At 66.6% G+C, this 11,787-nt stretch carries 17 protein-coding genes; 11 read left to right on the forward strand and 6 right to left on the reverse strand.

Annotation, left to right across the window (positions count from 1 at the left end):
• Positions 1-21 precede the first annotated feature (21 nt).
• Positions 22-255 (forward strand): LysR substrate-binding domain-containing protein, encoded by a 234-nt coding sequence (locus P5705_RS18690; protein WP_277462417.1) that lies wholly within the window; start codon positions 22-24, stop codon positions 253-255.
• Here P5705_RS18690 and P5705_RS18695 read toward each other — a convergent pair.
• Both P5705_RS18695 and P5705_RS18700 read right to left on the reverse strand, forming a co-directional pair.
• Positions 245-997, reverse strand: a complete 753-nt coding sequence (locus tag P5705_RS18695; RefSeq protein ID WP_277462418.1) for an anti-sigma factor family protein — start codon at positions 995-997, stop codon at positions 245-247. The two genes, P5705_RS18690 and P5705_RS18695, sit on opposite strands and share 11 nt — an antisense overlap.
• Entirely contained in the window at positions 994-1,512 is a 519-nt protein-coding gene (locus P5705_RS18700) for a sigma-70 family RNA polymerase sigma factor (RefSeq protein WP_277462419.1), read from the reverse strand. Before P5705_RS18700 ends, P5705_RS18695 begins: the two co-directional genes overlap by 4 nt.
• Positions 1,513-1,844: 332 nt before the next feature.
• On the opposite strand from P5705_RS18700, the gene P5705_RS18705 reads away from it, so the two are divergent.
• The 5 genes from P5705_RS18705 (at position 1,845) to P5705_RS18725 (ending at position 5,655) form a co-directional block, all read left to right on the forward strand.
• Positions 1,845-2,891 (forward strand): catalase family peroxidase, encoded by a 1,047-nt coding sequence (locus tag P5705_RS18705; protein WP_277462420.1) that lies wholly within the window; start codon positions 1,845-1,847, stop codon positions 2,889-2,891.
• Complete coding sequence (locus P5705_RS18710) at positions 2,888-3,421, forward strand: cytochrome b (RefSeq protein ID WP_277462422.1); 534 nt, start codon at positions 2,888-2,890, stop codon at positions 3,419-3,421. Before P5705_RS18705 ends, P5705_RS18710 begins: the two co-directional genes overlap by 4 nt.
• 90 nt (positions 3,422-3,511) lie before the next feature.
• Positions 3,512-4,717, forward strand: a complete 1,206-nt coding sequence (locus P5705_RS18715; protein WP_277462423.1) for an MFS transporter — start codon at positions 3,512-3,514, stop codon at positions 4,715-4,717.
• 79 nt (positions 4,718-4,796) lie between these two features.
• Positions 4,797-5,342 (forward strand): cupin domain-containing protein, encoded by a 546-nt coding sequence (locus P5705_RS18720; protein ID WP_011533300.1) that lies wholly within the window; start codon positions 4,797-4,799, stop codon positions 5,340-5,342.
• 7 nt (positions 5,343-5,349) lie between these two features.
• Positions 5,350-5,655: a DUF7693 family protein gene (locus P5705_RS18725; protein ID WP_277462424.1), complete on the forward strand. Its 306-nt coding sequence runs from the start codon at positions 5,350-5,352 to the stop codon at positions 5,653-5,655.
• A gap of 75 nt (positions 5,656-5,730) precedes the next feature.
• Here the strand turns inward: P5705_RS18725 and P5705_RS18730 are convergent, their stop codons facing one another.
• Entirely contained in the window at positions 5,731-6,324 is a 594-nt protein-coding gene (locus tag P5705_RS18730) for a 2-hydroxychromene-2-carboxylate isomerase (protein ID WP_277462425.1), read from the reverse strand.
• Positions 6,325-6,350: 26 nt separating this feature from the next.
• Positions 6,351-7,082 (reverse strand): SDR family oxidoreductase, encoded by a 732-nt coding sequence (locus P5705_RS18735; protein WP_213660543.1) that lies wholly within the window; start codon positions 7,080-7,082, stop codon positions 6,351-6,353.
• A gap of 88 nt (positions 7,083-7,170) precedes the next feature.
• Here P5705_RS18735 and P5705_RS18740 point away from each other — a divergent pair, with 88 nt between their 5' ends.
• Together P5705_RS18740 and P5705_RS18745 are read left to right on the forward strand one after the other, a co-directional pair.
• Complete coding sequence (locus tag P5705_RS18740) at positions 7,171-7,734, forward strand: TetR/AcrR family transcriptional regulator (protein WP_277462427.1); 564 nt, start codon at positions 7,171-7,173, stop codon at positions 7,732-7,734.
• Entirely contained in the window at positions 7,721-8,314 is a 594-nt protein-coding gene (locus P5705_RS18745) for a DUF4157 domain-containing protein (protein ID WP_277462428.1), read from the forward strand. The genes P5705_RS18740 and P5705_RS18745 overlap by 14 nt, the downstream gene beginning before the upstream one ends.
• Before the next feature lie 2 nt (positions 8,315-8,316).
• Here P5705_RS18745 and P5705_RS18750 read toward each other — a convergent pair whose 3' ends face one another.
• Positions 8,317-9,018 (reverse strand): NUDIX hydrolase, encoded by a 702-nt coding sequence (locus P5705_RS18750; protein WP_277462431.1) that lies wholly within the window; start codon positions 9,016-9,018, stop codon positions 8,317-8,319.
• Between the two features lie 142 nt (positions 9,019-9,160).
• On the opposite strand from P5705_RS18750, the gene P5705_RS18755 reads away from it, so the two are divergent.
• Both P5705_RS18755 and pncB read left to right on the forward strand, forming a co-directional pair.
• Positions 9,161-9,811 (forward strand): nicotinamidase, encoded by a 651-nt coding sequence (locus P5705_RS18755; protein WP_277462433.1) that lies wholly within the window; start codon positions 9,161-9,163, stop codon positions 9,809-9,811.
• Positions 9,808-11,007: a nicotinate phosphoribosyltransferase gene (gene pncB, locus P5705_RS18760; protein WP_277462435.1), complete on the forward strand. Its 1,200-nt coding sequence runs from the start codon at positions 9,808-9,810 to the stop codon at positions 11,005-11,007. The genes P5705_RS18755 and pncB overlap by 4 nt, the downstream gene beginning before the upstream one ends.
• Before the next feature lie 78 nt (positions 11,008-11,085).
• On the opposite strand, the gene arfB is transcribed toward pncB, so the two are convergent.
• Entirely contained in the window at positions 11,086-11,499 is a 414-nt protein-coding gene (arfB, locus tag P5705_RS18765; protein ID WP_277462436.1) for an alternative ribosome rescue aminoacyl-tRNA hydrolase ArfB, read from the reverse strand.
• On the opposite strand from arfB, the gene P5705_RS18770 reads away from it, so the two are divergent.
• Complete coding sequence (locus tag P5705_RS18770; RefSeq protein WP_431196962.1) at positions 11,498-11,749, forward strand: hypothetical protein; 252 nt, start codon at positions 11,498-11,500, stop codon at positions 11,747-11,749. The genes arfB and P5705_RS18770 overlap by 2 nt on opposite strands.
• Positions 11,750-11,787: the final 38 nt, after the last annotated feature.

Genomic DNA, 11,787 nt, shown 5'->3' on the forward strand with positions numbered 1-11,787 from the left:
CCTACCGACCAAGCCCTCCCAATGACGTGCCAGATCGTGCAGGAGGCCGCGCAATTGCAGACGGTCGCCAGCCTGGTTGCCTGCGGCTCTGGCGTGGCCCTACTGCCGGAATCGGCAGCCCTGGCCAATGCCCAGCCGGGCGTGTGCTTCCGGCCACTACGGGATGTCGCCGCGCCCTTGCCGCTGTACCTGGCCTGGCGCGCCGGCGACGGCTCGCTGGCCCGCCAGCGCCTGCTCGAACTGCTTACAGGCTGACGCCCAGCGCCTGGCGCACCTGCTCGCCTCGGGCGTCATCGACGGCACTGACCAAAGCAAAGTTGTAGTCACCGTGGGACCAATAGCGCGCCTGGAGCTGCCCCTCGGTGCGCTGGCCCGTGGGCATGCGCTCGAAGTGCTCGCCAGGCGAACGCAAGAACAGGCTGATGCGCTGCCCGCCACGGTCCTGGAACACCAGCAACGCCGCCGCCCCCGCTTCGTTGCTGAGCAGACGCGCCCCGACCGGCTTGAAGCCATACCCAGCCAGGTCCGGCAGTTGCCCGACACGGTTGAAATGGCGACCCAGCCAGGCTTGCAGGCGCGCCGGATCGCTGGCCTGGATATCCAGCGCGGTGGCATCGACGAACATCCGGTGGGCCTGGACCGCATCGGCCATCGGCAGGTTACCCGCCATCAGCGTCACCTCCCGCGCCTGCCAACCGCCCAGCCCGCCCAGGCCCACGGCGATCAGCAGGACCGCCGCCGAGGCCAACTGCCGCCGCCGACGCTGACGCAGGCGTTGGCGCAACGGGCCCAGGTCGAGGGCCGGATCGCTGGGGCGCTCGCCAAAACCGGCCAATGCCGCACGCAGGCGCCGGGCATCCTCGCGCCAGGCTTCCAGGCGTGCCGCCTCCTGGGGATTGGCCGCCAGCCAGGCCTGCACCTCGGCCCGTCGCTGCGGGTCCAGGCGCTCGTCGACGTAGGCGTGCAGCTCGTGCTCGGTGGGGATCAGGTGCGTCATTTGAGTCTCCGCAAGGCCCGGGGCGCAGGCTCGCCCTCGGTCAGTTCACGCAGGGCTGCCCGCGCCCGCGACAGGCGCGACATCACCGTGCCGATGGGGATGCCGAGCGCTTCGGCGGCCTCCTTGTAGCTCAGGCCTTCGACGCTGACCAGCAGCAACAATGCACGTTGCTCGGCCGACAGCCTGGCGAAGGCCTGCAGGTCGGCCTGGGCCAGCACGATGCTTTCGGTGTCCGCCCCCAGCGGCTCGTCCGCCTGGCCACGGCCGAACCAGGCCAGCCAGCGGGCATGCAGGCGTTCGCGCCGCTTACCGTCGAGAAACAACCGATAGAGGATGGTGAACAGCCAGGGGCGCAGGCTGTCCACTCCCCGCTGTTGGCCCCCGCGGCTCAGGGCGCGCTCGACCGTGGCCTGGACCAGGTCATCGGCGCTGCCGGGCTCGCGGGTCAGCCACAGGGCGAAGCGCCGCAGGCGTTGCAGCAGCTCGCGCCACTGTTGGTCGTCCAGTTCGTGCATGGTCAGGTTCCGGGCCCCGCTGGGCAGTCAGTGTAAGAGGCAGACGGCGCAACACGAAATCTATTCCCTGTGTCCTTTAAAAGTCTGTGCTTGGTATTGCAGTGCTCTTGAGAGCGAGCGCCGTTAACACGGCGCATCGCGGATGAATCCGCTCCTACAAGCGGGGAGCCGTAGGAGCGGATTCATCCGCGATGCGCCGCGTGAGCGGTGCTCGATCCCGCCGGCGCAGCAACATTACCGTCGAACACCTCGAATGGGCGGATTCCCAAACAGGAATAAATCTTCAGCTCCCTCGTCATACCGTTCCATTCCCCCGCAACGGACCCTCCAACATGCAGACTCCCGTCAACGGCCCCACAAAGGCCCTGCGCCTGGCCGCCATCGGCGCCACCCTGGCGGCGCTTGGTGCGGGCTTCGCCTATGCGGCCGGCTGGATCGGCGCGCCAAGGCTTACCCCCCAGCGCATCATCGACACCTTCGAGGCCCAGGCCGGCCACCATCCTGGCTATCGGAAGAACCACGCCAAGGGCCTGTGCGTCAGCGGCTATTTCCAAGGCAGCGGCCAGGCCGCGCAACTGTCCACCGCGAGGGTCTTCAGCCAGCAGAGGGTGCCTGTGATCGGGCGCTTCGCCATTGGCGGCGCCAACCCGTTCGCGCCCGACACCGCCGTGCCGGTGCGCAGCCTGGCGATCCAGCTGAGCAGCGACGATGGGCAGGTCTGGCGCACCGGCATGAACAACCCGCCGGTGCTGGCGGTGAGCACACCGCAAGGCTTCTATGAACAAGTACTGGCCGCCACACCGGACCCGGCCACCGGCAAGCCCGACCCCGCCAGGCTGCAGGCATTCTTCGCCGCCCACCCGGAAAGCGCGGCGTTCCGCCAGTGGGCGGCCGGCTACCGGGCGAGCGACAGTTTCGCCAGCACCGCCTACAACAGCATCAACGCGTTTCGCCTGATCGACGCCAAGGGCCAGCCCCATCCAGTACGCTGGTCGCTGCAACCCGAGACGCCCTTCGCCGCCCTGCCCGCCCAGGTCGACGACCAGCAGTTCCTCCAGCACGACCTGCAACAACGCCTGGCTCAGGGCCCATTGCGCTGGACGCTGCGCCTGACCCTGGCCGAGCCTGGCGACCCAGTGGACGACCCGGCCCGTCAATGGCCCGCCGAACGCCGCGGCATCGATGCCGGCACCTTGGTGCTGGAGCAGGTCGATGGCCCGGAACAAGGCGCCTGCCGTGACCTCAACTTCGACCCGCTGATCCTGCCCCGAGGGATCGAACCTTCAGACGACCCGATCCTCGCCGCTCGCTCGGCCGCCTACTCGGTATCGTTCAACCGCCGCAGCCAAGAAACGCTGAGCGAAGGAGCCCGCCCATGACCCCCGTTGCCTTTCATCCCCTGGCCCGGCTGTTGCACTGGCTGATGGCCGCACTGATCCTGGCCATGCTGTTCATTGGCGTGGCGATGGTCGGCGACCTGTCGCCCCGGCATCCCTTGCTGGTGGAACTGCACAAGGCCACCGGCCTGGCCCTGCTGGCATTGGTGGTGGTACGTATCGCCTTGCGCCTGGCCCTGCCCCATCCGCCGCTGCCCCGCGATCTGCCTGGTATGCAGCGCCTGGCCGCCGGGGCTTCGCACCTGCTGCTGTACACCCTGATGCTGGCCATGCCGCTGCTGGGCTGGGCGATGCTATCGGCAGGTGGCTACCCTCGCCCCCTGCAGCTACCCGCCATCGCGCCCCACGACCTGCAGTTGTATGCCGTGCTGCGCCAGGCCCATGGCTGGGCCGGTTACCTGCTGTTCGCCACCATACTAGTGCACCTGGGGGCGGCGCTGATGCATGCGCTGGTGCGCCGCGACGGCGTGTTGCGTAGCATGTGGCCAGGCCCGTTGCGCCGGAGCGAATGAGCACCGGTACGTCCTCGGGGTCGACACATGTAAATAATTATTACTACTATCGGCATCTTTTTTTTGCCGAACTGCCCCCTGGACTGCCCGATGAACGTCGCAAAGGATCCTGCTTCACTCACCCCAGCCAGCACCCTCGACCTGCGCCCGCTGATGCTGGTCAACATGGCCTGCACCATGTCGATGATGGCCTTCGTCGCCCTGATCGGCCCCATCGCCCGCCTGCTGGGCATGGCCACCTGGCAGGCCGGCGCGGCGGTGACCGTGGCCGGCGTGGTCTGGGTGATCCTGGCGCGGCCCTGGGGGCGCCTGGCCGACCGCTATGGCCGGCGCCGGGTACTGCTGCTGGGCAGCGGCGGCTTCACCCTGGCCTACTGGGTGCTGTGCCTGTTCATCGACGGCGCGCTGCGCTGGCTGCCGGGCGCGACCCTGGCGTTCTTCGGCCTGATGCTGGCCCGCGGCCTGATCGGCGCCTTCTATGCCGCGCTGCCGGTCGGTGGCAACGCGCTGATCGCCGACCATGTCGAGCCCCAGCACCGGGCGCGGGCAATGGCCTCGCTGGGCGCGGCCAACGCGGTCGGCCTGGTGGTGGGCCCGGCATTGGCCGCGCTGCTCTCGCGCTACAGCCTGAGCCTGCCGTTCTATGCAATGTCGCTGCTGCCGGCCACGGCGTTCGTGGTGCTGCTGTTCAAGCTCAAGCCCCAGCCACTGGCCCAGGCCCATGCGCCCAATCCCGTGCGGCTGTCCGACCCTCGCCTGCGCCGCCCGTTGCTGGTGGCCTTCAGCGCCATGCTCAGCATCACCGTGTCGCAGATCGCCGTCGGTTTCTTCGCCCTCGACCGCCTGCAACTGGAGGCCGGGGATGCCGCCCAGGCCGCCGGCATTGCCTTGACCTGCGTGGGTGTGGCCCTGATGTTGGCCCAGGTGTTCCTGCGGCGGCTCGAATGGCCGCCGGCGAAGATGATCCGCATCGGCGCCAGCATTTCCGGGCTGGGCTTTGCCGCCGCGGCGCTGGCCACCCAGGCACCGTGGCTGTGGAGCGCGTTCTTCGTCGCCGCGTTCGGCATGGGCTTCGTCTTCCCGGCGTTCTCCGCGCTGGCGGCCAACGCCATGCAGGCCGGCGAGCAAGGCGCCACCGCCGGCTCCATTGGCGCCGCCCAAGGCATGGGCGCGGTGATCGGGCCCCTGGCCGGCACCCTGGTCTATGCCCTCGATGCGCGGTTGCCGTTCCTGGCCGTCGGCCTGCTGTTGCTGGTGGTCGGCCTGTGGCCCGCGCCAGCCGACCAGCGCCACTGACACGCACAGCGCGCAAGCCGGCAGAGTGTGTTTTAATGCGTCGCCCATTATTTTTGACACCTCTGCAAACAAGGCGGCTATGGACACGGGGACACGACTCAAGCTGGTGCGTGAACGCAACAACCTCTCCCAACGGGAGCTGGCCCGCCGCAGCGGCCTGACCAACTCGACGATCTCGCAGATCGAGCAGAACCGTGTCAGCCCTTCGGTCAGTTCCCTGAAAAAGCTGCTCGAGGGCATCCCCATGTCCCTGGCGGAGTTCTTCAGCTTCGACGAACCGGTGCGCGAGGAGCGCTTCGTGTTCCGTGGCGGCGAGCAGCCTGACCTGGGCCGCAACGGCCTGCGCATGCTGCTGGTCGGCGCCAGTGTCGAAGGCCGGCAGATGCGCATGCTGCGCGAGCTGTACGCGCCAGGCGCCGACTCCGGCGAGCCGATCGTGCATTCGGAAGGCGAGGAATGCGGCCTGGTCACCCGGGGCACCATGGAGCTGTGGGTCGATGGCCAGGTCAGCGTGCTCAACGCCGGCGACGGCTACTACATCCCCACCACGCTGCCGCACAGCTTCAAGAACATCGGCCCGGACGAAGCGGAAATCATCAGCGCCAACACCCCGGCGAACTTCTGACAGCGCAATGCCCTGCGTCAGCAGCCGGGAAGCCTGGCAATGCCTGCGTGATGCTGCCCTTGGCAGCATGGCGCTGGAAGTTGTTGCCCGCCTGCCCGATGGGCAGGTCGAGGTGCGCATCGACGGTTGGTCATTGACCCTGTTGCTGGACGGCGAAGGCCTGGCCTGCTGCACCGGGTGCCAGAGCCCCGACGGCCGCCAGGCCGACCTCGAGCACTGGCACCGCTACGGCACCAACCCGGTCGACCACCTGAGCATCTGGGAGCGCGGCCGCATCGAGCAATTGCTGGAGCCCGTACCCATTCCTCTGTAGGAGCGGCTTCAGCCGCGATCACCCGCAAAGCGGGTGCCAGCTAACGCGTCGCCTGCATCGCGGCTAAAGCCGCTCCTACACGGTCAACGCCTCCTCGACGAAATCCAGCCGGTCCTGGCCAAAGAACATCTGCTCACCGACAAAGCAGGTCGGCGCCCCGAATACGCCCCGGCCCACCGCCTTCTCTGTCGCTTGCTTGAGCGCCTCCTTGACCTCAGGCTGCCCAGCCAGTGCCACGAAAGCCTCTGCATCGAACCCAGCCTGCGCCAAAGTCTCAGCCAGCACGACCGGATCCGACAGGTTGCGCCTGTGCACCCACAACCCCTCGAACAACGCTTTCAGCAACGCCTCGAACCGCGCCGGCGCCTGCAATTGCGTGCCGATCACACCCCGCATCAGGGTCAGCGTATTCACCGGGAACCCCGGCGGCAGGCCGAACGGCACGCCGTAACGGTCGGCGAAACGCTCAAGGTCGGTGAACAGGTACTTGCCCTTGGCCGGCACCATCACCGGCGAGGCGTTGCCGGTGGCCTGGAACACCCCACCCAGCAGCATCGGCCGGTACACCAGCTGCGCATCCTGGCGGGCACAGAGGGCGGGTAGCTGGGTCCAGCCCAGGTAGGTGGCCGGGCTGCCCAGGTCAAAATAGAACTCGACGGTCTTGCTCATGCGGCGATCCTTGTGTGAGTGAGGGGTTACCAGCGTTCCATCCAGGGGCGCAGGTCCAGCTCGAAGGTCCAGGCGTCCCGCGGCTGAGTGTGCAGGAACCAGTAGCTGTCGGCGATATGCGCCGGGGCGAGGATGCCATCCTGGTCCTTGAGGGCGTAGCGTTCGGGGAAGGTGTCACGGATGAAGGCGGTGTCGATGGCGCCATCGACCACCACATGGGCGACATGGACGTTCCGCGGCCCCAGCTCCCGGGCCATGCTCTGGGCCAGGGCGCGCAAGGCGTGCTTGGCCCCGGCGAAGGCGGCGAAACCGGCGGCGCCACGGGTACCGGCGGTGGCACCGGTGAAGAGGATGGTGCCGCGCTCGCGGGTCACCATGCGCCGGGCTACCGCCTGGGCGGTGAGAAAGCCCGCGAAACAAGCCATCTCCCAGATCTTGAAGTACTTGCGCGGTGTCTCTTCAAGGATGCTGCAAGGCACATTGGCGCCGATATTGAAGACAAACGCCTCGATCGGGCCGATATCGCGCTCGATGGTCTCGACCAGCTCGGCCACCTCCTCCTCCTTGCGCGCATCGGAACCAAAACCATGGGCCTGGCCGCCCGCCGCGCGGATCTCGTCCACCAGCGGCTGCAGCTTCTCGGCCTGGCGCCGGGTGACGCAGGCGATGTAGCCCTCGCGGGCGAAGCGCTTGGCGATCTCGCCCCCGGTGGCATCGCCTGCCCCGATCACCAGCACGACTTTTTGTTGTTCTGCCATGGACCGCTCCATTGATGAATGATCGTTTAGTAAACGAACGCTATGCTACGATCAGCCGTACGTCAAGCCAGCGCCAAGAGGTTTCCGCATGCGCTACTCCCTCGAACACAAGCAACAGACCCGCGAGAAACTGCTGGCCAGCAGTGGCGCGCTGGCCAAGCGCGGCGGTTTCGCCAGCACCGGCGTGGCCGGGCTGATGAAGGCCATCGGCCTGACCGGCGGCGCGTTCTACAACCACTTCCCGTCCAAGGACGACCTGTTCACCGAAGTGGTCCGCCGCGAGCTGTCCAACAGCCCGCTGGGTCGCCAGGCCACTCGCGGGACCGATCACGGGCGCCTGAAGCGCTGCCTCGATCAGTACCTGAGCCTCGCCCACCTGCACAACGCCGAAGGCGGCTGCCCGCTGCCGCCCCTGGGCGTGGAGATCGCCCGTGCCGAACGGCCGGTACGTGAAGAGGCCGAACACTGGCTGGTGGCGCTGCACGATGCCTGGAGCAGCACACTGCAAGACCCGCAACTGGCCTGGGCCCTGATCAGCCAGTGCGTCGGCGCGCTGGTGGTCGGGCGCATGCTGGCCAGCGAGGACGTCCAGGAGCAGGTACTGCGATCCAGCCGCACATTGGTCGACAAGGTGCTCGATGAAGATTGCTAGTGCCCTGCTCGGTGTGTTGCTGGCCCTGCCGGCGTTCGCCCAGAACAGCTGCCCCGTCGGGCAATACCCGGTGTGCCTGGTGGTGTGCTTCTGCGCACCGATCGACCCCGGCCAGGGTGGCCAGGTGTTGCAGGATGTCGAGCGCGTGGCTGCCGCCAGCCTGGCCTTCGCCCTGCGCCAGGCACGGGATGAAGCCACGGCCAATGGCACCCAGCCCATCCCCTTGCACATTCGCGCCCAGCTCGAATCCTGGTACGACTTCGCCGTGCTCGACGCCGCCCGCTACCGGGTCGGCGACGACCAGCAGATCAGCGCGGCCAATGCACTGCTGCAGAACCCCGATGTGAACGCGGTGACCCTGATCGACACGGTCATCTTCCGCCGCCCCGGCGACGCCGAGGACAACGTGGCGCTGTGGGCCCATGAGCTCAAGCATGTGCAGCAGTACCAGGAACTGGGGGTCGAGACCTTCGCCCAGCGCTACGCCCATAATGCAGAGGAGCTGGAGGGGCCGGCCTACAAGATCGAGGCCGAGGTGGCGAAGGCCCTGCGCGCACGCGCCACGGGTGGGCCCCGCTGACCTCAGCCCGCCGCCAGCAGGCTGCGGTCGAACACGAAGGCGCCCGTACCCTGCGGTGTATGCCGGTACAGCTGCTGCGGGCGCCCCAGCCTGGGCTGGTGCTTCTCGCCGGTATCCTCCACCCAGCCTGCGGCCTTCATGCGCTCCAGGCGCTTGCGCAGCGAGGTGTTGTTGATCGACTGGCCCAGGCACGCCTGCACCGCTGCCAGGGCATCAACCACGGTGAAGCACGCCGCGACCAGGTACAGCGGCAGGCTGGTGTACACCGACTTGCTCGCCAGGCGCTCACAGGCCCGCTCGACCAGCAGCCGGTGATCGAACGGCAGCAACACTTTGCGCGCCAACAGGCTGTCCAGGTCGAAGAACGCCAGCGCCCCCTCCTCCACCTCCACGGTCGGATCGAGCAACGCGAGGTAATAGGTGCTCAGCGACCAGCCCCGCGGGTCACGGAAGGCATTGCCCTCGGTCCCCACCTGCTCCAGGTGCCGTGGCACCACCCGCGCTTTTTCGGCCAAGGCCCGCTCGGCGGCGGCGTCGAGGCTGTTGTCCGGCGTGCGCCCGTTGACGATCACCCCCGGCAAGGCCCACTGCCCGGCATGGGGCTCGCGCTCACGCTGATGGAGCAGCACCTGCAAGCGCTGGGTGTGCGGTGACAGGCGCAGCGCGACGATATCGACGCTGGCCAGGACTTCTGCTGTGCTCACGCTAAGGCTCCCCTCCAAGATCGCCATATATTCCACCAGAGAAAATAAATCAATCAAGTGCCAATCAGTCTGTATTTGCTACTTGACACACTTAATACACCAGGTGAATTATATCGACATTCCAGCTGAGGAGACGCCTCCGATGAAAATCGCCAGTTTCGATGTCGACGCGCAGAACGGCTTCACCGCCAACGCCCCGCAGGAACTGCCGGTGCCAGGCGGTGAGCAGATCGCCCCCGCGCTCAACCTGATGGCCCGCCGCGCCACCTTGCGCCTGGGCAGCAAGGACGCCCACCCGGCCAACGCCGCCTGGGTCGTGGCCGAGCCCGGCCAGATGCTGCAACCCCTGGCGCTGGCCAACGCCGACCTGACCTGGGTAAGCCACTGCGTCCCCGGCACCCCAGGCTTCGAGCTGCTGCCCGGCCTGCCCGCCCCTATCGACTACGACTATTTCGTCTGGAAAGGCGTCGAGCCCGACCTGCACCCCTACGGCGCCTGCTACCACGACCTGGCCGAGCGTCGCTCCACCGGCGTGATCGAATACCTCAAGGTGCAACAGGTGCAGGCGATCATCGTCGGCGGCCTGGCCCTGGACTACTGCGTGCGCACCACCGCCCTGCAACTGCGCCGGGCTGGCTTCGAGGTGCTGCTGTACCTCCCGGCCTGCCGCGCCCTGAGCAGCGAAGGCGCCAACGACGCCTGCGCAGCGATGAGCGCCGCCGGCATCCACCTCTGCGCCGACGAAGCCGCGCTCGACACCCGACTCACCCTGCTGCAGGAAGCCCGCCCATGACCGACAGCGTATTTGGCCCACGGATCGTCCAGAACCTGCTGGACACCGACTTCTACAAGATCACCATGATGCAGGCGGTGCTGCACAACTACCCCAACGCCGAGGTGGAGTGGGAGTTCCGCTGCCGCAACGACGAGGACCTGGCGCCCTACCTCGCCGAGATCCGCTACCAGGTCGAGCAACTGGCCGATGTCTCGGTGACCCTCGACCAACTGGCGTACCTGGAAAAGATCCCGTTCATCAAGCCCGACTTCATCCGTTTTCTCAGCCTGTTCCGTTTCAACCTGCGCTATGTCCAGGTCGGCCTCGACGACGCCGGGCAACTGGCGATCCGCATACGCGGGCCGTGGTTGCACGTGATCCTGTTCGAGATCCCGCTGCTGGCAATCATCTCCGAGGTGCGCAACCGCTACCGCTATCGCGACGTGGTGATCGAGCAAGTGGGCGAACGCCTGTACCAGAAGCTCGACTGGCTCAAGGCCGAAGCCAGCGCGGATGAACTGGCTGGGCTGCAACTGGCCGACTTCGGCACCCGTCGGCGCTTCTCCTACCGGGTGCAGGAAGAGGTGGTGCACATCCTCAAGCGCGACTTCCCGGGGCGTTTCGTCGGCACCAGCAACGTGCACCTGGCCCGTGAGTACCAGCTCAAGCCCATCGGCACCATGGCCCACGAGTGGTTCATGGCCCACCAGCAGCTAGGCCCGCGGCTGGTCGACAGCCAGGCTGCCGCCCTGGAGTGCTGGGTGCGCGAGTATCGGGGGCAGTTGGGCATCGCCCTGACCGACTGCATTGGCATGGATGCGTTCATGCGCGATTTCGACCTGTACTTTGGCAAGCTGTTTGACGGTTTGCGCCATGATTCGGGTGAGCCGCTGGCTTGGGCTGAGAAGGCCATCGCCCACTATGAGCGGCTGGGGATCGACCCGAAGGGCAAGACGCTGATCTTCTCCGATGGGCTGGACTTCCAGAAGATGCTTGAGCTGTACCGTGCGTTGAATGGCCGGATCCATGTCAGTTTCGGTATTGGTACCAATCTCACCTGCGACATTCCCGGGGTGAAGCCGATGAACATGGTGATCAAGATGACCGCCTGCAACGGCGCGCCTGTGGCGAAGATTTCCGATAGTCCGGGGAAGACTCAGTGCCGGGATGAGAATTTTGTGGCGTATCTGCGGCATGTGTTTCAGGTTGGCTGATTCGAGACCAGATGGTGCATCCACCCCGCAGCGATGGGCGGGCTCTCGATAATCAGCTGCTTAATGCACCGGGTTTTCTTAGAAATCCACCTTACCCCGCCCCGCCTTGACAGTGCTCCGCCTGGCTTTTCCTTCGAGGCGGCGGGTCTTCGAGCCAAGGGTCGGCTTGGTGGGGCGGCGTTTCTTCTCGGTCTTGCCGGCCGCGATGATCAACTCGGCGAGACGCGCCAGTGCGTCAGTGCGGTTCTGCTCCTGGGTGCGGTACTGCTGGGCCTTGATGATCAACACGCCGTCGCCGGTGATGCGGCTGTCACGCAGCGCCAGCAGCCGCGCCTTGTAGAACTCGGGCAGCGACGAGGCCGGGATGTCGAAGCGCAGGTGCACGGCGCTGGACACCTTGTTGACATTCTGACCACCCGCGCCTTGGGCGCGGATGTAGGTGAGTTCTATTTCGGTATCCGGCAGATGCACGTTGTTGGAGATGGTCAGCATGGTATGGCCTTTGTGGTTGCCCATTATCATACCCTCCGCCGCTCTCCCATATGTGGAGCGGCGTATCGAGCTTTGGCCGGGGCTGGAGGGCAGTTGCGTGCGAGCGGTGATTAATATGACCACCTGCAATGGCGCGCCGGTGGCGAAGATTTCCGATAGCCCGGGCAAGATCCAGTGCCGGGACGAGCATTTCGTGGGGTACCTGCGGCATGTATTCGAGATCGACCTGCACAAGCCTAGGTCGGTGTAGGAGCAACTGTCTTGCTCAATTTCTAGAATCTAGCGTGA

It is taken from the genome of Pseudomonas entomophila (assembly GCF_029478665.1).
Classification (GTDB): Bacteria; Pseudomonadota; Gammaproteobacteria; order Pseudomonadales; family Pseudomonadaceae; genus Aquipseudomonas; species Aquipseudomonas entomophila_F.